The organism is Burkholderiales bacterium (genome assembly GCA_023511995.1).
Taxonomy (GTDB): domain Bacteria; phylum Pseudomonadota; class Gammaproteobacteria; order Burkholderiales; family Thiobacteraceae; genus Thiobacter.
Genome location: JAIMAL010000001.1, coordinates 120,661 through 141,074, shown reverse-complemented (window position 1 = coordinate 141,074; position 20,414 = coordinate 120,661). Strand labels below are relative to the sequence as shown.

24 protein-coding genes are annotated in these 20,414 nt (G+C 66.5%); 14 read left to right on the top strand and 10 right to left on the bottom strand.

What is annotated here, in order from left to right; all coding sequences use genetic code 11:
* Window positions 1-33: 33 nt before the first annotated feature.
* The 8 genes from hemA to grxD all read left to right on the top strand — a co-directional run bounded on the left by hemA (window position 34) and on the right by grxD (window position 6,920).
* Window positions 34-1,284 (top strand): glutamyl-tRNA reductase, encoded by a 1,251-nt coding sequence (gene hemA, locus K6T56_00695; protein MCL6554858.1) that lies wholly within the window; start codon window positions 34-36, stop codon window positions 1,282-1,284.
* On the top strand, window positions 1,281-2,363 hold the full coding sequence (prfA, locus tag K6T56_00690) for a peptide chain release factor 1 (protein ID MCL6554857.1): 1,083 nt from the start codon (window positions 1,281-1,283) through the stop codon (window positions 2,361-2,363). The genes hemA and prfA overlap by 4 nt, the downstream gene beginning before the upstream one ends.
* Before the next feature lie 32 nt (window positions 2,364-2,395).
* The gene (gene prmC / locus K6T56_00685) at window positions 2,396-3,304 is read left to right on the top strand and encodes a peptide chain release factor N(5)-glutamine methyltransferase (protein MCL6554856.1); all 909 of its coding nucleotides are present in this window, start codon (window positions 2,396-2,398) and stop codon (window positions 3,302-3,304) included.
* 201 nt (window positions 3,305-3,505) lie between these two features.
* The gene (locus K6T56_00680; protein MCL6554855.1) at window positions 3,506-4,162 is read left to right on the top strand and encodes a hypothetical protein; all 657 of its coding nucleotides are present in this window, start codon (window positions 3,506-3,508) and stop codon (window positions 4,160-4,162) included.
* The gene (locus tag K6T56_00675) at window positions 4,159-4,437 is read left to right on the top strand and encodes an HPr-rel-A system PqqD family peptide chaperone (GenBank protein ID MCL6554854.1); all 279 of its coding nucleotides are present in this window, start codon (window positions 4,159-4,161) and stop codon (window positions 4,435-4,437) included. Before K6T56_00680 ends, K6T56_00675 begins: the two co-directional genes overlap by 4 nt.
* Window positions 4,438-4,511: 74 nt before the next feature.
* On the top strand, window positions 4,512-5,423 hold the full coding sequence (locus K6T56_00670) for an HprK-related kinase A (protein MCL6554853.1): 912 nt from the start codon (window positions 4,512-4,514) through the stop codon (window positions 5,421-5,423).
* Entirely contained in the window at window positions 5,413-6,510 is a 1,098-nt protein-coding gene (locus tag K6T56_00665) for a nucleotidyltransferase family protein (GenBank protein MCL6554852.1), read from the top strand. Before K6T56_00670 ends, K6T56_00665 begins: the two co-directional genes overlap by 11 nt.
* A 56-nt stretch (window positions 6,511-6,566) precedes the next feature.
* The gene (gene grxD / locus K6T56_00660) at window positions 6,567-6,920 is read left to right on the top strand and encodes a Grx4 family monothiol glutaredoxin (protein MCL6554851.1); all 354 of its coding nucleotides are present in this window, start codon (window positions 6,567-6,569) and stop codon (window positions 6,918-6,920) included.
* Here grxD and K6T56_00655 read toward each other — a convergent pair.
* The 7 genes from K6T56_00655 to K6T56_00625 all read right to left on the bottom strand — a co-directional run bounded on the left by K6T56_00655 (window position 6,880) and on the right by K6T56_00625 (window position 12,614).
* Complete coding sequence (locus K6T56_00655) at window positions 6,880-7,248, bottom strand: diacylglycerol kinase (protein ID MCL6554850.1); 369 nt, start codon at window positions 7,246-7,248, stop codon at window positions 6,880-6,882. The two genes, grxD and K6T56_00655, sit on opposite strands and share 41 nt — an antisense overlap.
* Entirely contained in the window at window positions 7,248-8,696 is a 1,449-nt protein-coding gene (gene gcvPB / locus K6T56_00650) for an aminomethyl-transferring glycine dehydrogenase subunit GcvPB (GenBank protein MCL6554849.1), read from the bottom strand. Before gcvPB ends, K6T56_00655 begins: the two co-directional genes overlap by 1 nt.
* A gap of 16 nt (window positions 8,697-8,712) precedes the next feature.
* A complete protein-coding gene (tpx, locus tag K6T56_00645; GenBank protein ID MCL6554848.1) occupies window positions 8,713-9,213 on the bottom strand; it encodes a thiol peroxidase in 501 nt (166 codons plus the stop codon).
* Between the two features lie 14 nt (window positions 9,214-9,227).
* Window positions 9,228-10,613 (bottom strand): aminomethyl-transferring glycine dehydrogenase subunit GcvPA, encoded by a 1,386-nt coding sequence (gene gcvPA / locus K6T56_00640; protein ID MCL6554847.1) that lies wholly within the window; start codon window positions 10,611-10,613, stop codon window positions 9,228-9,230.
* 36 nt (window positions 10,614-10,649) lie between these two features.
* Window positions 10,650-11,039, bottom strand: coding sequence for a glycine cleavage system protein GcvH (gcvH, locus tag K6T56_00635; protein ID MCL6554846.1), 390 nt, complete (start codon window positions 11,037-11,039; stop codon window positions 10,650-10,652).
* Window positions 11,040-11,050: 11 nt separating this feature from the next.
* Window positions 11,051-12,148 (bottom strand): glycine cleavage system aminomethyltransferase GcvT, encoded by a 1,098-nt coding sequence (gcvT, locus tag K6T56_00630; protein MCL6554845.1) that lies wholly within the window; start codon window positions 12,146-12,148, stop codon window positions 11,051-11,053.
* 160 nt (window positions 12,149-12,308) lie between these two features.
* Window positions 12,309-12,614 carry a hypothetical protein gene (locus K6T56_00625; protein MCL6554844.1) on the bottom strand — a complete coding sequence of 102 codons (306 nt, stop codon included), beginning with the start codon at window positions 12,612-12,614 and terminating at the stop codon, window positions 12,309-12,311.
* A gap of 74 nt (window positions 12,615-12,688) precedes the next feature.
* Here K6T56_00625 and K6T56_00620 point away from each other — a divergent pair, with 74 nt between their 5' ends.
* The gene (locus K6T56_00620) at window positions 12,689-13,273 is read left to right on the top strand and encodes a tetratricopeptide repeat protein (protein ID MCL6554843.1); all 585 of its coding nucleotides are present in this window, start codon (window positions 12,689-12,691) and stop codon (window positions 13,271-13,273) included.
* Window positions 13,274-13,326: 53 nt separating this feature from the next.
* Here the strand turns inward: K6T56_00620 and K6T56_00615 are convergent, their stop codons facing one another.
* The 3 genes from K6T56_00615 to thiO form a co-directional block, all read right to left on the bottom strand.
* On the bottom strand, window positions 13,327-15,423 hold the full coding sequence (locus tag K6T56_00615) for a cation acetate symporter (protein MCL6554842.1): 2,097 nt from the start codon (window positions 15,421-15,423) through the stop codon (window positions 13,327-13,329).
* On the bottom strand, window positions 15,424-15,690 hold the full coding sequence (locus tag K6T56_00610) for a DUF4212 domain-containing protein (protein ID MCL6554841.1): 267 nt from the start codon (window positions 15,688-15,690) through the stop codon (window positions 15,424-15,426).
* Between the two features lie 266 nt (window positions 15,691-15,956).
* Window positions 15,957-17,030 (bottom strand): glycine oxidase ThiO, encoded by a 1,074-nt coding sequence (thiO, locus tag K6T56_00605; GenBank protein ID MCL6554840.1) that lies wholly within the window; start codon window positions 17,028-17,030, stop codon window positions 15,957-15,959.
* Window positions 17,031-17,230: 200 nt separating this feature from the next.
* Between thiO and K6T56_00600 the strand changes: the two genes are divergently transcribed.
* Genes K6T56_00600 through K6T56_00580 form a run of 5 tightly spaced genes read left to right on the top strand, consistent with a single transcriptional unit; the run spans window position 17,231 to window position 20,414 of the window.
* Window positions 17,231-17,674 (top strand): prepilin-type N-terminal cleavage/methylation domain-containing protein, encoded by a 444-nt coding sequence (locus K6T56_00600; protein ID MCL6554839.1) that lies wholly within the window; start codon window positions 17,231-17,233, stop codon window positions 17,672-17,674.
* The gene (locus K6T56_00595; GenBank protein ID MCL6554838.1) at window positions 17,668-18,216 is read left to right on the top strand and encodes a GspH/FimT family pseudopilin; all 549 of its coding nucleotides are present in this window, start codon (window positions 17,668-17,670) and stop codon (window positions 18,214-18,216) included. Before K6T56_00600 ends, K6T56_00595 begins: the two co-directional genes overlap by 7 nt.
* A gap of 10 nt (window positions 18,217-18,226) precedes the next feature.
* Entirely contained in the window at window positions 18,227-18,724 is a 498-nt protein-coding gene (gene pilV, locus K6T56_00590) for a type IV pilus modification protein PilV (GenBank protein MCL6554837.1), read from the top strand.
* A complete protein-coding gene (locus tag K6T56_00585; GenBank protein MCL6554836.1) occupies window positions 18,721-19,836 on the top strand; it encodes a PilW family protein in 1,116 nt (371 codons plus the stop codon). The genes pilV and K6T56_00585 overlap by 4 nt, the downstream gene beginning before the upstream one ends.
* Window positions 19,833-20,414, top strand: a complete 582-nt coding sequence (locus tag K6T56_00580; protein ID MCL6554835.1) for a hypothetical protein — start codon at window positions 19,833-19,835, stop codon at window positions 20,412-20,414. Before K6T56_00585 ends, K6T56_00580 begins: the two co-directional genes overlap by 4 nt.

Here is a 20,414-nt window from a genome sequence, read left to right as displayed (position 1 = left end):
GAAAGTTTCGGCAACGGTTCCGCTTTTTCGCCCATGCAGCTTTTCACCTTCGGCATCAACCATCAGACGGCACCGCTGGCCATCCGGGAACAGGTGGCCTTCCCCTCCGACCGACTGATGCCGGCCCTGCGGGACCTCGCTTCCCGCCGGGCGGTGAAGGAAGCGGCCATCCTCTCCACCTGCAACCGCACGGAAATCTACTGCAACACCGAGGTGCCGGAGGCGGCCATCGACTGGCTGTCCGAATTCCACAGCCTGCCGCGGGCAAGCCTCACCCCATACCTTTACCTTCTGCCCCAGGAACAGGCGGTCAAACACGCCTTCCGGGTTGCCAGCGGCCTCGATTCCATGGTGCTGGGAGAGGCGCAGATCCTCGGCCAGATGAAACAGGCGGTGCGCGCCGCGCAGGCGGCGGGCACCCTGGGCACCCTGCTGCACAAGCTTTTCCAGCGCACCTTCGCCGTGGCCAAGGAAGTGCGCACCACCACCGACATCGGCGCCAATTCCATCTCCATGGCGGCGGCGGCGGTGCGACTGGCCAGCCGCATTTTTCCCAGCATCGCGGAACAGGCGGTGCTCTTCATCGGGGCGGGGGAGATGATCGAGCTATGCCTGGACCATTTCGCCGCCCAGCATCCCCGCCGCATCACCATCGCCAACCGCACCCTGGATCGTGCCCAACACCTCGCCCGCCGCTGCAACGGGGGCAGTCTCACCTTGAACGAGCTGCCGGAGGCGCTGCACCACTACGACATCGTCGTCAGCTCCACCGCGAGTCCGCTGCCCATCCTGGGCAAGGGCATGGTGGAGCGGGCCATCCGGCAACGGAAACACCGCCCCATGTTCATGGTGGATCTGGCGGTTCCCCGCGACATCGAACCGGAGGTGGGGGAACTGCCCGATGTCTTCCTCTACACCGTGGACGATCTGGCGCATATCGTGCAGGAAGGCATCGGCAACCGGCAGGCGGCGGCGCAGCAGGCGGAAGCCATCATCGAAAGCCGGGTGCAAAGCTTCATGGAATGGGTGCGAAGCCGGGAGGTGGTGCCCACCATCCGCGCCCTGCGCGACTCGGCGGAACGCTTCCGCCGCCAGGAGCTGGAGCGCGCCCTCAAGCATCTGGCGCGGGGCGATGATCCGGCGCGGGTGTTGGATCACCTGTCGAAGGCGCTCACCAACAAACTGCTGCACGGGCCCACCGATGCGCTGCACCACGTGCGGCCGGAGGAGCGGGCGGAACTTGAAAACTGGCTGCGCCGCCTCTACCACCTCCACCTCGAATGAAACCCGCTCTCCTTGCCCGCCTTCGCCAGCTCGCCGCCCGGCTTGACGAGCTCAACCAGCTCCTTGCCAACCAGGAGATCACCGCCGATCTCGCCCAATACCGGCGCCTGTCGCGGGAGCACGCGGAGATCGCGCCGGTGGTGGAACGCTTCCGCGCCTATGAGCACACCTTGCGCGACCGCGAGGCGGCGCAGGAGATGCTGGCCGACCCGGAACTCAAGGCTTACGCGGAAGGCGAGCTGAAAGCGGCAGAGGCCAGGCTTGCCGAGCTGGAGCTCGACCTGCGCAAGGCGCTTTTGCCGCGGGACCCCAACGACGACCGCAACGTCTTCCTGGAAATCCGCGCCGGCACGGGCGGCGACGAATCCGCCCTCTTCGCCGGGGATCTTTTCCGCATGTACAGCCGCTACGCGGAACGCCAGGGCTGGAAGGTGGAAGTCCTCTCCCACAGCGATGGCGAGGTGGGGGGCTACAAGGAAATCATCGCCCGCGTGAGCGGCGCCGGCGCCTATTCCCGGCTCAAGTTCGAATCCGGGGTGCACCGCGTGCAGCGGGTCCCGGAAACGGAAGCCCAGGGCCGCATTCACACCTCCGCGTGCACCGTGGCAGTCCTGCCGGAAGCGGAAGAAATCGGCGAGGTGGACCTCAATCCCGCCGAGCTCAAGATCGACACCTTCCGCGCCAGCGGGGCGGGCGGCCAGCACGTGAACAAGACCGATTCGGCGGTACGCATCACCCACCTGCCCACCGGCATCGTCGTCGAATGTCAGGACGACCGTTCCCAGCATCGCAACAAGGCGCAGGCCATGGCCATCCTCGCCGCCCGGCTGAAGGACATGCAGGTGCGGCAGCAACAGGCGAAGGAGGCGGCCACCCGCCGCTCCCTGATCGGCACCGGCGACCGCTCCGAACGCATCCGGACTTACAACTTCCCCCAGGGTCGGGTCACCGATCATCGCATCAACCTCACCCTTTACAAGCTGCCGGAGATCCTCGACGGGGAACTCGACGAGCTCATCGAGGCCCTGGCCAACCAGCACCAGGCGGAGCAGCTTGCAAGCCTCGGCGAGGCCGCCTGAGGGGCGAAGCGAGCTCGACCGGCAACCGGCCCATGACCCGCCCATGCCTCCCCCCTTCCCCCACCGAGGTGGCCCAGAAAGCTTCCCGGCGGGTCGGGGAAACCCTGCGCCAGGCGCGCGGGGCTTTGGCCTCTGCGCTTAGCCTCGATGCCCGGGATGCGAGCCTCGAAGCCCAGATACTCCTTTGCGAGGCCCTCGGCCAAGGGCGCGCCTGGCTCATCGCCCACGACACCGACCCGGTCCCGGCCGAGGCCCTGGCGCGCTTCCAGGGGCTTCTTGCCCGGCGGCTTTCCGGGGAACCCGTGGCCTACCTCCTCGGGCGGCGGGAGTTTTTCGGTCTCACCCTGGCGGTGACGCCGGCCGTGCTGATTCCCCGTCCGGAGACGGAACGGCTGGTTGAGTTGGCGCTCGCTCACCTGCCCGATGGCCATCCGTGCGAGGTGCTGGAGCTGGGCACGGGCAGCGGTGCGGTGGCCCTGGCCATCGCCCATGCCCGGCCGGCGGCGCGGGTGACCGCCATCGAGCGCTCTCCCGCCGCCCTCGCCGTGGCGCATGAGAATGCCCGGCGGCTTCGGCTCACCCGGGTGCGGTTCCTGCAAGGGGACTGGTTCACCTCCCTCGAGGGGGAAGCGCGTTTCCACCTCATCGTCGCCAATCCCCCCTACGTGGCGGAGGATGATCCCCACCTCGCCCAGGGCGATGTGCGCTTCGAACCCCGGGCGGCGCTGGTAGCCGGCAGGGATGGCCTTGCCGCCCTGCGCCACATCGTGGCGGAGGCGCCCCGCTGGCTCCACCGGGGCGGCTGGCTGTTTGTGGAACACGGCTGGAACCAGGGGGAAGCCTGCCGGGCGCTCCTCAGGGCGGCGGGCTTTGGCGCGGTGCAGACCCACCGGGACCTGGCGGGCTGGGAGCGGGTGAGCGGCGGGCAAAAACCAGGCTGAGCGCCTCGCGCGCTGGCGGAGCCTGTCGGGAAACTTTACACTTCCCCCCGAAAGGGAGCGCGGGGCAGCCCCTGTCTTTTGGCCATGTCCCTGTTTTGCCATGATTTTGTTGCATCATGACGGCATGGCGCGATTCTTGCATTGTTTTTTTCCGGTGAGGGGCGGCCGGCTGCCACCGGCCCAAGGCGCGAGGAGTATTCCATGGTGGATTCAGGCAAAGACGAGAACGTCAGGCAGGCCAAAAGCGAACCCGGCAGGGTCGATGAAAGCCGGCGGCGCTTCACCCGGGGCGGGCTCGCCGGCTCCGGTGTCCTGCTCACCCTGGTGAGTCACCCCGTTTTGGGGGCCAACCAGTGCACCCGCTCGGCCATCCTTTCCGGCAACCTCTCCCAAGGCCAAAGCCCGGTGCAGTGCGGCTGCAGCCCCGGCTACTGGGGTCAGCATCCGGAGGTGTGGGGAGGACTCACGGACAATCTCTACCTGCCCCAGATGGTGTTCAACACCGTGTTCGGGCGCAATGTGTTCAAGAACAACGCCACCCTGGGCGAGGTCGCCCAGCAGTCCAAAAAGCTTGATCTGGCAAGCATCCCCCCCGCCTGCCAAAACCACAAGGATTACTACGGGAAGGTCCGCAACGCCGCCTTCCATGCGGTGGCGGCGCTCCTTAACGCGGCGACCTTCGCCTGGCGTTATCTGCCCCAGTACGACACGCCGCAGAAGGTGATCAATGCCTTCCAGGCTGCCTTCGACAACGCCGCACTGGACTGCGGCGCCGCCCTCACCCAACTGAAGGCGGAGTGGGATCAGTACAACAGCCTCTATTGCGGCTACGACGCCCACGGTAACCCCATCCCGTGAGTGGCCCCCGCTGGCGCATTGCCCCGGAGGTGCGTCTTGCCGCCTGGGAGGATGGTTACACCGTCTTCCACACGTCAAGCGGCGATACCCACCTCCTTGACCCTTTCGCCGGTCAGGTCCTATCCTGTCTCCAAAACGGCCCCATGGGGCTCGAAGAGCTGGCCCTCGCCCTCATGGATCGCCCCTTGGCCGCCCTCGGCAGCGACGAGCGGGCGGCCATGGAAACGGCGCTCGCCGCCCTGGAACGCGTGCACCTGGTCCTGGTGTCCCCCTGAAGCAGCACCGCCGGCCGTGCCCCTCTTCAGGCGCCGCCTCTCCACCGTCAGCCACCCGGCCCACCCCCGCCCCTGTGAAACTCTCTGAACTTGCCCCCGCTGAGCTCAAGCATCGGCTTCACGGCGCCGGGCTTTGCCTGCGCACCGGGCCTTTCACGGTGCGCATCCGAAGCCGCATCCCCGCCGTGGAAGAGGCCCTGGCAGTGCTCTACGCCGAACACCCGGTGCTGGAAGAGCCGGTCTTCTGCGACTTTACCGTCCGCGTTTTCCGTCCCCTGGGGCTGCGCCGCTTTTTTCGGCCCCAGGTCAGGTTCGCCTTCGATGACACCGAGCCCTTCAAGCCCCTGCCCTATGATCACGCCTTCCCCATGCTGGAGTGGGGGCTCAACTGGGCGGTGACCCAGCACGCCCACTGGTTTCTCATCCTGCATGCGGCGGTGATCGAAAAGGGGGGCCGCGCCGCTCTCCTGCCCGCGCCCCCCGGCTCGGGCAAGAGCACCCTCACCGCCGCCCTGGTGCAGCGGGGCTGGCGCCTCCTTTCCGACGAGCTCGCCCTGATCGATCCGGCGAGCGGCCTCGTGCACGGGCTGGCACGGCCGGTGAATCTCAAGAACGCCTCGGTGGAACTCCTCCGCGCCTGGGCGCCGGAGGCCGTGTTCGGGCCGCCGGCCCGGGATACGCGCAAGGGGCTGGTCACCCACATGCGCCCCCCTACCGACAGTGTGGCGCGCATGGACGAGCCGGCGCGGCCCGCCTGGGTGATCTTTCCCCGCTATGTGCCGGCCTCAGCGCCCCGCCTCACACCCCATGCGCGGGGGCATGCCCTGCTGGAATTCGCCCGCAATGGCTTCAATTACAGCGTGCTGGGGGAGGTGGGCTACGAGACCCTGGTGCGCCTGATCGCTGCCTGTGACTGTTACGACTTCACCTACAGCCGGCTCACCGATGCGCTGGCGGTCTTCGATGGGCTCGCCCATGACGGCTGACCTCCTGCTCCGCCTGCTGCGTGCGCCGGCCATGGCCGCCGCCCTTTCGCCGGACGAATGGGACCTCGCCCTGCGCCAGGCCCGGGCGGCGGCGCTCACCGGGCGGCTCGCCGTGCGCCTGCGGGAGGCGAAAGCGCTGGATGCCGTGCCGCCCGCGGTCCGCCGTCACCTCGACGCCGCGCTGCAGGTGGCAAGCCGCTTGCGGCAGGCACTGGAGTGGGAATTCCAGTGCCTTGGGCGGCTGCTCGCGCCCCTCGAGGTTCCCGTGGTGCTCCTGAAGGGCGCAGCCTATGGGGCGGCGGGGCTACCGGTGGCGGAAGGCCGCCTCTTCGGCGACATCGATCTCCTGGTGCCCCGGCCGCGGCTTAGGGAGGTGGAAGGCGCGCTCCTTGCCCATGGCTGGGCGCCGATGAAACTCGACCCCTACGACCAGCGCTACTACCGCCGGTGGATGCACGAAATCCCGCCCCTGGAGCACGTGCGCCGGCAGACCGTGGTGGACGTCCACCACACCCTGCTACCCCTCACTGCCCGGCACCACCCCGATCCCGCGCTCATCTTCGCTGCGTCCCGGGCATCACCGTGGGCAGGCTTCCGCCTGCCGAGTCCCGCCGATCTCGTGGTGCACTGCGCCACCCACCTCTTCCACGAAGGGGAGACCGACCGCGCCCTGCGCGACCTCATGGATTTCGACGGCCTGCTGCGCCATTTCGCCGCGGTCGAGCCCGGTTTCTATGCCGGCCTCGTGCCCCGCGCCAGGCTGCTTGATCTCGCCCGGCCCCTCTTCTACGCACTCCGCTACGCGCAAAGGCTGTTGGGCACCCCCATCCCGGAAGCGGTGATGCAGGCAGCCCAACAGGCCGCCCCGCCCCTGCCCCTGCGCCTTGCCATGGATGGGCTGGCGGCCGAAATCTTCCGCCCGAAGCACGCAAGCTGCCGCGGGCCTTTCACCGCCCTTGCCCATTTCGCCCTCTATGTCCGGGGCCACTGGCTGCGCATGCCGCTGCACCTGCTGCTCCCCCATCTCCTGCGCAAGGCGCTGGCGCGGCGGCAACCCCCCGCCGCCCGCCGGGACAGGCCGCCTTGACAGGGGGCTAATACCTGAATAAACTGCTCGGGTATTTCATCTTTCCGGAGTATAAAATGAACATCCACGATGTGATCCGCAATCAGATTACCACCCATCCGGTGGTGCTCTACATGAAGGGGACGCCCCAGTTCCCTCAGTGTGGTTTTTCCCACAACGCCGTGCAGTTGCTGCGCGCCTGCGGGGTGAAGGAATTCTTCGCGGTGAACGTCCTGGAAGACCCGGCGATCCGTCAGGGGATCAAGGAGTTTTCCAACTGGCCGACCATCCCCCAGCTCTATGTGCGGGGGCAGTTCATCGGCGGCTCCGACATCATGACGGAGATGTACCAGAAGGGGGAACTGCAGGCGCTGCTCAAAGACCTGGCGGTCAGCCAAGAAGCACCAGCGCCCACACCGTCGGCACGCTAAGCAAAGCCAGGAACACCGCCGCGCTGCCCAGGTCCTTGGCTCGTTTGGCCAGGGGATGGTCCTCAGTGGACACCCGGTCCACCACCGCCTCCACGGCGGAATTGAGCAATTCCACGATCAACACCAGAAGCACGACGCCGATCATGAGCGCGCGGCCCGTGCCATCTGCCGGCAAGAAAAAAACGAGCGGGATGAGCACCGCAGCGGCCGCCAGCTCCTGGCGGAAGGCATGCTCGTGGCGCATCGCGGCGGTGAGCCCTGCGAGGGAATAGAAAAGTGCGCGCCAGATGCGGACCACGCCGCCTTTGCTCTTGTGGGGCGATTCCATCAGGCGGCGGGTTTGTACACGAGATCGAGCTCGCGCGCCGCGCGGACATCATCCAGCCGCCGCACCGGCGTGGTGTAGGGCGCGCCCTTGACCCGTTCGGGGTCGGTGTGGGCCTCCTCGACGATTTCCCGCAGCGCGGTGACGAAGGCATCGAGGGTTTCCTTCGACTCGGTCTCGGTGGGCTCGATGAGGAGGCACTCCGGGACGAGGAGGGGGAAATAGGTGGTGGGGGCATGAAAGCCCTTGTCGAGGAGACGCTTGGCCACATCCATCGCCGACACGCCGGTCTGCTCCTTGAGCCCCTTGAGGCTGACGATAAATTCGTGGCTCGCCCGCCGCTGGGGATAGGCGAGCTCGAAGCCGGCTTTTTTGAGTTGCGCCATCAGGTAGTTGGCGTTGAGGGTGGCGTAGTCGGCCACCCGCCGCATGCCCTCGCGGCCCAGCATCCGCGCATAGACCCAGGCCCGCAGCAGCACGCCCACATTGCCCAGGGTGGCGGAGAGGCGGCCGATGCTTTGCGGTCGGTCCCGTTCGCTCAGCAACCGATAGACACCCCGCTCTTCTTGCACGATGGGCACCGGCAAAAAAGGCAGCAGCCGTTCGGCAACCCCCACCGGCCCCGCGCCGGGACCGCCCCCGCCGTGGGGCGTGGAGAAGGTCTTGTGCAGATTGACGTGGATGACGTCAAAGCCCATGTCCCCCGGCCGCACGCGGCCGAGGATGGCGTTGAGATTGGCCCCGTCGTAGTAGAGGAGCCCGCCGGCCTCGTGCACGATGCGCGCGATTTCCACGATGTTACGCTCGAACACGCCCAGGGTGGAAGGATTGGTGAGCATGAGACCGGCCGTCCGGGGGCCCACCGCCGCCCGCAGCGCCGCGAGATCCACATCGCCGTTGCGGTCAGTGGGAATCTCCTTCACCGTATAGCCACACATCACCGCCGTGGCCGGGTTCGTGCCATGGGCCGCATCCGGGACCAGCATCTCGGTGCGCGCCGTGTCCCCCCGCGCCAGGTGATAGGCGCGGATCATGGCGACCCCGGCGAATTCCCCCTGCGCCCCCGCCATCGGGGCGAGACTGACGCCGGCCATGCCCGTCACTTCCTTGAGGATTTCCTGCAACTCGAAAAGACAGGAAAGGAGGCCCTGTCCGGTGGGCGCCGCCGCGTGGGGATGCCGGCCGAGGAACTCCGGCAGCATGGCCAGGCTGTTGCAGGCCCGCGGGTTGTATTTCATGGTGCAGGAACCCAGCGGGTAGAAATGGGTGTCGATGGAGAAATTCCTCTGCGACAGCCGGGTGTAGTGGCGCACCACGTCGAGCTCCGAGCATTCGGGCAGCCACGGCCCCTCCTGCCGCAGCAGTTCCGCGGGCAGATCCACTTCCGGCAGGCGGCTGGGCATCTGCGCCGCAGCACGCCGCCCGGGCCGCGAAAGTTCGAAGATCAGCATGGCAGGCGCCCAAGCCTCATTTCAGCGCCGCGAGTGCGGCATCGTAATCCGGCTCCTGGGTGATTTCCGGCACCAGCTGGGAATAGAGCACGGTGTCGTTTTCGTCGGCCACGATCACCGCCCGTGCCATGAGGCCCGCCAGCGGATAGTCGGTGATCATCACCCCGTAATCCTTGGCGAAATCGCGGCCCCGCATGGAAGAAAGGGTGATCACGTTGTCGAGGCCTTCCGCGCCGCAGAAGCGCGCCTGGGCGAAGGGCAGATCGGCGGAGATGACCAGCACCACGGTGTTGGGCAGACTCGCCGCCTTTTCGTTGAATACCCGTGTGCTCTGGGCACAGACCGGTGTATCCAGGCTGGGCACGATGGAGAGAATCTTGCGCTTGCCGGCGAACTTGGACAGGGACACGTCGTTGAGATCCTTGTCCACCAGCATGAAGCTGTGCAGCTTTTCACCGGGTTGGGGGAAATGGCCGCTTACGTGCAGCGGTGTGCCTTCCAGGGTGACAGTGCTCATGGGACCTCCACCATTCAGATGCGGGGTTTGATGGGACAGGGGGGCGCCGCGGTGCGCCGCTCCATGATACGCCCGAGATGCTCGGCATAGCGCGCGATGTCCGCCTCGGTGCGCTTTTCCGTGGCGCACACCAGCAACGCGTGACCCAGCTCCGGATAATAGGGAGTGAGATCGAAGCCGCCAACGATGCCCTGGGCCTCCAGCGCATGCAGCACGCCCGCCACCGGCACCGTGAGGCGCAATACCGCCTCGTGGAAGAAGGGCCGGGCAAAGGCGCGCGTGACACCGGGAATGGCCGTGAGGCTTTCCACCAGGCGCCGCGTGTTGGCATGGGAGGTGGCCGCCACCCGGCGCAGGCCATTCGGCCCCAGCAGGGCGAGGTACAGGGTCGCCGCGGTGACGAGCAGGCCCTGATTGGTGCAGATGTTGGAGGTGGCCTTGGCGCGCCGGATGTGCTGTTCCCGCGCCTGCAGGGTGAGGACGAAGCCCGGGCGGCCCTCCACGTCCACCGTGCGGCCGATGATGCGGCCGGGCATCTGGCGCACCAGCGCCTGGCGGCAGCACATGAAACCGAAATAGGGCCCACCGGAGGAAAGCGGCGCACCCAATGGCTGTCCCTCTCCCACCGCGATGTCGGCACCGCGGCTTCCCCAGCGGCCCGGCGGCTTGAGGAGCGCGAGCGAAGTGGGATTGACCAGGGCAATCGCCAACGCACCGCGGGCGTGGGCGGCGTCGGTGAGGGCATCCACCTCTTCCAGGCAGCCGAAGAAATTCGGTTGCGGGATCACCACCGCGGCAAGCTCCCCCTCCGGCAAAGAGCCGCAATCGGTGATGCCGCGCTCGGGATCGAAATCCACCTCCACGAGCTCGATCATCTGCGGTGTGACCAGGGTCTGCACCACCCGCCGGTAGAAGGGATGCACGGTGCGCGGCAACGCCACCCGGCGTGCTCCCTTGTGGGCCCGCACCGCCATCAGCACCGCCTCCGCCAGCGCCGAAGCGCCGTCGTAGAGGCTCGCATTGGAGACGTCGAGGCCGGTGAGCGAAGCCATCATGGTCTGGAATTCGTACACCACCTGCAGCGTACCCTGGCTTGCCTCCGCCTGGTAGGGCGTGTAGGCGGAATAGAACTCGCCGCGGGTGACGATCTGCCACACGGCAGCGGGGATGTGGTGGTCGTAGGCACCGGCGCCGATGAAATTGAGATAGCGTCCGTCGCGCCCCGCCCGCTCCTCGGCAAGGCGGGTCACTTCCATCTCCGTCAGCCCCGGCGGAATGCCGGCAAGTTCCGCCGCGGCGAGCCCCGGCGGGATCTCATCGAACAAGGCATCGATGGAAGCCACGCCGATGGCCTCCAGCATCGCCCGCACGTCTTCTTCAGTATGGGGGATGAAAGGCATGACCGTTCCGGGTTCGGCTGGCAGCGGCTCAAGCGCTCAATGGGCTTCGCTCTCCACCACCGCCTGGTAGGCCTGGGCATCGAGGAGGCGGTCGAACTCGCCGGGGTCAACGGGCCGCAGGCGGAACATCCAGGCACCGTAAGGATCCTTGTTGATGCGCTCGGGGCTTGCTGCCACTTCCTCGTTCACCGCCACCACTTCGCCAGCGACAGGCGCATAGACGTCGGAGGCGGCCTTCACCGATTCCACCACGGCACATTCCTCACCGGCGGCAACCTTGCGCCCCACGGCGGGGTTTTCCACGTATACCATGTCGCCGAGGAGATCCTGCGCATGGTGGGTGATGCCCACCGTCACGGTGCCATCGGCCTCGCGGCGCGCCCATTCGTGGGTTTTGGTGTATCTCAGGTCGCTGGGAATGGTCATGGTGGGTTCCTTCAATCGATCAGACTTCTGCCATTGCGGACGAAGGGATATTTCACCACCTTCGCCGACAACAGTTTGTCCCGCACCGCCACCTGCACCAAATCCCCCACCTGCACTTCGATGGGCAGACGGGCAAAGGCGATGGAGCGGTTCAGGGTGGGCGCAAAACTGCCACTGGTGGTTTCGCCCTCGCCGTGGGCGGTGAGCACACGCTGATGACTGCGCAGCACACCCGGGTCCAGCAAGATGAGCCCGTAAAGGTTGCGGCGGGGGCGTTGTTCCTCCAGGGCGGCTTTGCCCACGAAATCCCGGGGACTTTTGAGATCCACCGTCCAGGCGAGCCCCGATTCCAGAGGCGTGGTGGTTTCATCCATGTCCTGGCCGTAGAGATTCATGCCCGCTTCCAGGCGCAGGGTATCCCGTGCGCCCAGCCCCGCGGGGTTCACCCCCAGCCGGTAGAGGAGCCACCAGAAATCCTCCGCGTGGGCCGCGGGGAGGATGATTTCGAAACCATCCTCACCGGTGTAGCCGGTGCGGCCGACAAACCATTCATCCACCTGCGCCGCCTGGAAGGGTTTGAGGGATTCGGTGGCGGCGCGCAGTTCGGGCTTCGCAAGCCACACCCGCTCCCGGGCATTGGGCCCCTGCACGGCGATGATGGCCAAATCCCGCCGCGGCTCGATGACCACCCCCGGGGCATGCGCATCCCGTTGGCGCATCATCCAGGCAAGGTCCTTTTCCGCGGTGCCGGCATTGACCACCACGCGGAACCAGTCCTCGGCCATGAAATAGACGATGAGATCGTCGAGCACGCCGCCCTGCTCGTTGAGCATGCAGGAATACATCGCCTTGCCCGGCAGTTGCAGGCGGTCCACGTTGTTGGCAAGCAGCCAGCGCAGGAAGGCGCGGCTGCCCTCGCCCTGGAGATCGATGACCAGCATGTGGGAGACGTCGAACATGCCCACATCCCGCCGCACGCGGTGGTGTTCCTCGATCTGGGAGCCGTAGGCAAGGGGCATTTCCCAACCGGAGAAATCCACCATCTTCGCGTCCAGAGTGCGATGTGCGGCGTTGAGTGCGGTTGTTTTCAGCATGGTTCGTGGGCTCATCCCGCTCCGTCGCAGGCGGGGGCAACGCGGCGTTGACTGGATGCTCGACGGGTCGCCCGGCGGGCGCATGCCACGTCCGACGCAAAGCAAGGCGCGCGAGGCCGCCATGATCGGCAGCCAAGGCCAGGAACTATACCGGAGGGTGGCCACCTGCTCAAGCTCAGCAGGCGAGCCTGTGCGCCAGACAAAGCTGATGCCGCCAGTAGGCCAGCGCAAGCCAAAGCCAGAGGAGGAGAAAGAAGGCGACCAGCGGCACGTGGTCATCCACGATCACACGCGGGGTGAGCAGGCGCGCAAGACGGATCACCGGCCGGGTGACGATGGTGAAAATCTGGTAGAAAAAGTTTTCGTGCCGGCGGCTGCCCGCTAAAAGCGCCAGCACCCCCTGCCCCAGCAGGGCAAGCCCCGCCACTTCCACGATCGCCCGCAAGGCGCTCAAAAGAAAGATCTGCTGCGCAACACTCATCTCTTTCCCCCATGCCGCACCCTTGCCGGCAAGCCGGGCTGCGGCGACAATGGCCCTGCCTTCACGGAGCCTGCATGGATTTCGATTTTCTCCGTCATTACTGGCGGGGCCGCCTGCTGGCGCGGCTCAGACGCCGGCGGCCGGCCATCGCCGCCTATGAGGCGGCGCTTTCGCGCGCGCCGCAGGACCCGCGCCTGCTGCGGGCGCTGGGTTACCTGTATGGCGAGGAAGGCGATTTCCTCACCGCGGAGGATTATCTCACCAAGGCCATCACCCTCGCGCCCGATGCGGTGAGCTGGTTCAACCTGGGCTACCTGCGGGAACAACGGGGCCGCATCGAGGAAGCCATCGCCGCCTTTCGCGAGGCCGTCCGCCTCGATCCCCGGCTCGACCGCGCCTGGTATGGCCTGGGGCTCTGCCAGGCCCGTCTCAGCCACCATGCAGAAGCGGTAGCCGCGCTGGAGCAGGCCGCGGCCCTGCAGCCGCGCAATCCCCACGTCTGGTATGCCCTGGGCCTTGCCCATCACCACGCCCACGCCCCCGACAAGGTGGAGGCGGTGGCCCGGCATCTTCTGCGCTATCACCCGCTGGTGTGCAAAAAGCTCATCCAGGACACCCAACGCGCCGACCTCGCGCATCTGGTACGGGAACTCGAATAGCAAAAAGCGAGGCCCGCCGGAGGCGGGCCTCGCAAGCTCCACTCATCCAGCCATCAGGTGGCTTCGGTGCGGATATCCCCCTCGAGGCTGGGATAGCGCACATGCTCCACCAGCTCCTGGGTCGCCTTGTCAGGCGCCGGGGTGAGGAGGCTCACGATGATCATCACCGCAAAGCCCAGGGGCACGCCGAACAGGCCGGCGGAAATGGGCTCGATCCCCCACCACTTCGCATCCGCAATGGGCATGGTCACGCCGAACACGCCCCGCAGCCAGGGCTGGGTCGTGGCCATGTAGTAGAAGGTGATGCCCAGCCCCGCGATCATACCCAGAATGGCCCCCCACTTGGTGGCCCGCTTCCAGAAGATGCCCAACACCAGCGCCGGGAAGAAGCTCGCCGCGGCGAAGCTGAAGGCCGCGCTCACGAGGAAGAGGATGTCGGCAGGCTTCTGCGCCGCCACCGACGCCGCTGCCACCGCCACCAGAAGAAGCAGCGTCTTGGCCACGGTGAGCCGCGTCTTGGTGGACGCATTGGGGTTGATCATCTTGTAGTAGACGTCATGGGAGAGGGCATTGGCGATGGTGAGCAGAAGCCCATCCGCAGTGGACAGCGCCGCCGCCAGACCCCCCGCCGCCACCAGGCCCGACACCACGTAGGGCAGGCCGGCGATTTCCGGTGTGGCGAGCACGATGATGTCCTGACCCAGGGAGATCTCGGCGAGCTGAACGATGCCATCGCCGTTGACATCCTTCACCGACAGGAGCGTGGGATCCACCGCCGCCCACTTCGCCACCCAGGCCGGGAGCGTGGCAAAGCTTGTGCCCACCAGGTGGCTGTAGACGTCGAACTTCACCAGCACGGCGAGCGCCGGCGCGGTGAAATAGAGGAGGAAGATGAAGAACAGCGACCAGCCCACCGATTCCCGCGCTTCCCGCACCGAGGGCGTGGTGTAGTAGCGCATCAGGATGTGGGGCAGTGCCGCCGTGCCCAGCATGAGGCAGAAGATCAGCGCCAGGAAGTTGCGCCGTTTCACGTTACGCTCCTCCTCGTCCTTGCCCGGGAAGGCCTCGGCATGGGCGCGCGGCGGAGCCGCCTTCGCCTTGGCGGCGTCGGCATCTTTCTTCAGCTTCTCCTTGAGCTTGGCCGGCGTGGGCGGAAACTCCTTCACCGCTTTTTCCGCAGCGGCGATGGCCTTCTCATCCGCTGTGGGTGAAGCCTTGAGCTCGGCAAGCTTCGCCTGCACCTTGGCCTTCTCCTCCGCGTACACGGCTTCGGGATTGGCGTCCAGCTCCTTGATGCGCGCCTCCAGGGCCAGCTGCTTCTCCTTGTGGATCTGGCGCACCTCGATCTCTTTCGGATCGTCCTTGATTTTCTTTTCCAGCTCCGACACCTTGGCAAGCTGCTGACCATAGGCGATCTGCGCCACCGGATTGCCGGTCTGCTGCACCGAAAGCCAGACCACCGGAATCAGATAGGCGATGATGAGGATGATGTACTGCGCTACCTGCGTCCAGGTCACCGCGCGCATGCCGCCCAGGAAGGAGCAGACCAGGATACCCGCCAGGCCGACGAAGACACCGATCTGGAACTCGATGCCGGTCAGACGCGCCGTGATCAGCCCCACCCCCATCACCTGCGCCACCACGTAGGTGAACGAGCACAGAATGGCCGCCAGCACGCCGATGGTGCGCACGGTATGGCCGCCATAGCGGGCGCCGAGGAAATCGGGAATGGTGAACTGGCCGAATTTGCGCAGGTAGGGGGCAAGCAACAGCGCCACCAGCACATAACCGCCGGTCCAGCCCATGATGAAGGCAAGGCCGTCATAGCCCTGGATGTAGAGGCCGCCCGCCATGCCGATGAAGGAAGCGGCGCTCATCCAATCGGCGCCGGTGGCCATGCCGTTGAACACCGCCGGCACGCGGCGCCCCGCGACGTAATACTCGGCCACGTCCGCGGTACGGCTCATGATGCCGATGCCGGCGTAGAGGGCCACAGTGGCGAAGAGGAAGACATAGCCGATCCATTTCGCCGGCATGCCCATCTGCTCGGCAATGGCGAGCAGAATGATGAAGAGAATGAAGCCACCCGTGTAGAAGCTGTAGTACTTCTTGAGCGACTGGGTGAACTGAGCCTGAGTCGTGGCAGCCATTTATTTTTCCTCCCTTTCCGCCACCCCGTATTCCTCATCGAGGCGGTTCATGCGCTTGGCGTAGTAGAAAATCATGATCACGTAGATGATCAGCGACCCCTGCGCGCCCATGTAAAAGGCAAAGGGGAAGCCAAGGAAGGTGAACTGGTTGAGCTCCCGGGCGAAATAGCCCACCACGAAGGTGACCACGAACCAGATGACGAGCAGAACCCCGGTAAGGACGAGATTCCTTCGCCAGTACTCGCGATGCTTTTCGGTGATTTCCACGATGCCTCCTCGAACGGGTTGGGGAACGGACGCAACCGGCAGAGCCGGACCGGCGACGGTTTATGCTGACTGCATAAATTCTCTTTATGGCGCCAGTGGCCGCAGTATATGAACCTCCCCCAGGGCTGTAAAGTGCGCTCCCTGCCCCGCGCCAGGGTCATTCCACCATCCGGGATGCAGGCTTCTTGCGGCCCAAGCGCCACGGTCGCGGAAGAGCACGGCGTTCCCTGTCGCCTGTCCCCTGTCCCCTGATCACTGATGCCTGATCACTGATCCCTGTAGCGGTACGGCACGGGGTCGAGGAGGGGCTCCCGGCCGAGGACGAGGTCGGCGAAAAGCCGCGCCGAGGCGGGGGCCATGGTCACGCCATAGCGGAAATGACCGGTGTGGAGCCAAAGATTCGAAAAACCGGGGGCGCGGTCGATGACGGGCAGATTGTCGGGGCTGGCCGGGCGCAGCCCCGCCCACTGACGCAGGGGCACGCGGCCCCGCAGGGCCGGCACCAGGGTCTGGGCGAGCGTCAGAAGTTCGCTGCGCGCCGCCTCCGTCACGGCTTTGTCGAACCCCACCTCCTCCAGGGTGCTGCCCACCAGCAGGTGGCCATCCCGGCGGGGGATGAGGTAGCGGCCGCCGGCGAGCACCATGTGGCCGAGTGCGCCCGGCGCGTGGAAAAGCAGCATCTGACCCCGCACCGGCCAGACGGGGAGCGCAAGCCCCAAGGGCGCGAGCAGGGAGGCGCTCCAGGCACCGGCGGCAACCACGTATCGCTCCGCCTCCAGCCGTTGCCCATCGGCGGTGAGCACAGCCTCGATGCGCCCGGCCTTGACCTGCCAGCGCATCACGCCCGCGTTTTCCACGATCGGCACGCCGCGGGCGGCAAGCGCGCCGCGCAGCGCGGCAAGCAGCCGTGGATTGCGCACCTGAGCCACCCGGGGCAGCCACAGGGCCACCCCCCTGGCGTCGAGCTGCGGCTCGACCAGGCGCGGGCTCACTTCCGCGGCCTCCTCCCGTTCCGCCGCGGCCCAGGCGAGCGCCGCCTCGCGGTCATAGGGTGGCAGCACCAGCAGGCCGCTTTCCAGGTATTCCGGATCGACACCGCTTTCCGCCGCCAGCTCAGCCGCCCACGCGGCAAAGCGCCGGCGGCCCGCCTGCGCAAGCTGCGCCACCTCTGGCCGGTAGTCCCAGGGCAACAGGGGAAACAGCAGCCCGGCCCCGGCCCAGGACGACTCCCCACCCAGCGCGCCCCGCTCCACGAGGGTCACCCGCGCCCCCGTTGCGGTGAGCTCCCAGGCGGTGGCACAGCCGATCACGCCACCGCCGATAATGAGGAAATCACGCAAAATCCCGCCCCTCGCCCGTCCTATCAATGAATCAGAGGATTCTAACAAACCCCCTGCGACCCGGCCGCCCCGATGGATCGAAAACCACCCCCGCGGCAACCACCCGGCCGGTCATTCCGCGGCGCTGACCGCTCGTCGGGCCGGGCTGGCACGCGCCAGGCCATGCCGCTAGCATCCGGAGCGTAACAGAGGAGGTTCCCATGGCGCAGCCCAAGACAGCAAATGGCTTCACCCTGATCGAGATGATGATCGTCGTGGTCATCATCGCCATCCTCGCATCCATCGCCGTACCCGCCTACCAGGATTACGTCCGGCGTGGCCAGATACAGGATGGCACCAGCACCCTGGCCGCCCTGCGGGTGCGGATGGAACAGTTCTATCAGGACAACCGCACCTATGCCGGAGCCCAGTGCGGGGGCAACTGTGGGGTGCCCTGCCCCAACACCCAGTTCTTCACCTACAACTGCGTGACAGCCAATGGCGGTCAGACTTTCGTCCTGACGGCCAATGGTATCGGTCCCATGGCGAACTTCACCTACACCATCGATCAGGATGGCAACCGCACTTCCGTCATCACGGCAGGCGGGGGCTGGGCCGCGCCCTTGACCAACTGCTGGATCACCCGGAGGGGAGGCGTATGCTGAAAGCCGCGGGGTTCAGCCTCCTCGAACTCATGATCACCATCCTGCTCATGGCGGTGCTGTTCACCCTAGGCCTGCCCGCGTTCACGGAGTGGATGCAGAACAGCCAGATCCGCACCTATGCCGAATCCACAATGGCCGGCCTGCAACGGGCGCGGGCCGAAGCGGTGCGGCGCAATGCTCCGGTGGAATTTCTGTTCACCTCCACGGAGCCGGTGGCGGCCAATGTCAACGCCCTGGCGCCGGACCCCCAGGGCCCCCATTGGGTGGTGCGCGTGTTCCGGGCAAGTGGCGTGTATGGCGCCGACGACTTCATCGAGGGCCGGACCCGCGCCGAAGGCACCGCCAACGCCACGGTCAACGCCACCCAGGCCTCCCTGGTCTTCAATGGCCAGGGGCGGCTGGCGGGCGGGGGCAATGTCACCATCGATTTCGGCAGCAGTGTGGCGGCCGCCACCCGGCCCCTACGCGCCACGGTGAGCCCCGCCGGGCAGGTGCGGCTGTGCGATCCGGCGCTGCCTGCCGGCAACGTTCAGGCCTGTTGAGGAGAAAACCATGCGGCAGCGCTCACGGAGCCGGGGCAATGTCCGGGGTTTCACGCTCCTGGAAGCCTTGATCGCCATCCTGATCTTTTCCTTCGGCATCCTCGCCCTCATGGGTTTGCAAGCCACGGCCATCAGCGATGTGCGGGATGCCAAGTACCGGGCGGATGCGGCCTTTCTCGCCAACGCGATCATTGGCGCCATGTGGTCGGACGACCCGGACAACAATCTGACCCAGTATGCCCTCAACACCGGTGGTGCCAACTGCGCTTTCGTCGGCGGGTCCGCCGCGCCCGGCGGCTCCCAGGCCGCCACCAACATCGCCAAATGGCAGGCCCAGGTCAACGCCACCCTGCCCGGTGCCGGCGCCAACCGGCAGCAGATCACCGTCGATGCCGTAAGCCGCCGCGTCACGGTGACCCTCTGCTGGCAGGCCGCGCAGGACGTGAGTAGCGGCACCTTTCACAGTCACAGCGTGAGCACCCTCATCAAAGGACCCAACGCCCTATGAATGCCTTCCGTCTGCGTGAGCTCGGCGTCACCCTGGTGGAATTGCTGGTGGGGATGGCGGTGGCGCTCATCGCCACCCTCGTCATCACCCAGATGTACGCCAATTTCGAGGGGCAGAAACGCACCAGCGTTGCGGGTGCCAATACCCAGGAAAACGGCCTCGCCGCCCTCCTCACCCTGGAACGCGACATCCGCATGGCGGGCTACGGACTCACCGCCAACCCCCTCATGACCTGCACGAATGTCTTCAGCGGCTACGATGGGCCGGGCGGCGTGGTCACCCCGGCGCCCGGTCTCGGCACCACGGCCATCATGCCAGTGCGCATCATCGAAGGCGGGAGCAACCCCGACCAGATCGAACTCATCTCCAGTGCCTCCCTGCGCCCCGGCATTCCCGTGCAAATCCGCCAGGCCATGCCCTCCCCGGCTGGGGACTTGAAGGTCACCAACACCACCGGCTTCAGTGTCGGCGACGTGATCATCGTCAGCGACGGAGTGAACTGCAGCCTCATGCAGATCACCAACATCCAGGCTCCCGCGGGGGGGTCCGGGCTGTTCGGCTTCGTGCACAACAACGGCGCTGGCGCGCCCTACAACATGAGTGGCGCCATCACCAGCGGCTGGCCCGCCTATGGGATCGGTGCCAACGTCTACCAGTTGGGGCAACTGGTATCGCGCCGGTACTCCGTCCAACCCTCCGCCGCCACCCAGTCCCTTTTTGTGGAGGAACTGATTCCGCCAGGTGCCGGCGCAAGCCCCCTGGCGGCGGACGTCGTGGATTTACAAGCCCAGTATGGCGTCGCCCCCGCGGGCAGCCAGCAGGTCACCTGCTGGGTGGATGCCACAGCGGCCGGCAGCGCCTGCGCCCCCGGGAACTGGCAAACCCCCACGGCGGCCCAGGTTCGCGGCATCCGGGCGGTGCGTCTGGCGGTGCTGGTGCGCTCACCCATCGCGGAAAAGCCGTCCGTGGCCGGAGGGGCATGTGACACCACCACCGTGGCCCCCACCTGGAGCGGCGGCAATTTCAACCTGCCCGCCAACTGGCAATGCCATCGTTTCCGCGTCTATGAAACCGTCGTGCCCTTGCGCAATGTCATCTGGGGAAGCGTATGAGCGGAATCAATCGTCAACGCGGCGTGGTGCTGATCATCGCCCTCATCGCCTTGGTGGCGATGACGCTGGCTGCCATCGGTCTGGTGCGTTCCCACAGTACCGGCAGCCTCATTGCCGGCAACATGGCCTTCAAGCAGGACACCCTGCAGGCCACCGACCAGGCCTTCGAAATGGCCCTCGACTGGCTGGCGGCCAACCTGTCCACCACCGCGGAGGCAGATGTCCCCAACCAGTACTTTGCCCTGCAACAACCGGTTGATCCCCTTGGCGTACCCACCACCATCGATTGGAGCACCGTGCCCTGCCGCACCGCTATTGGTGCCGCCGTGACATGTGGCAGCGTTGCCGCCGGCGCCGACCGCATCCAGTACGTGATCGACCGCCTCTGCCAGGGCAGCCTGCCGGTGACGGACAAGGATGCCAACTGTGTGCAGGATCAAGCCACCGGTGGCGGCTCGAAACGAGCCGGTGTCCCCGTTTTTGCAGGCACCGGGATGATCTATTACCGCGTCACGGCAAGGGTGCAGGGGCCGCGGGGCACCACGACCCTGGCCCAGGCCGTCGTCGGTTTCCGCTGA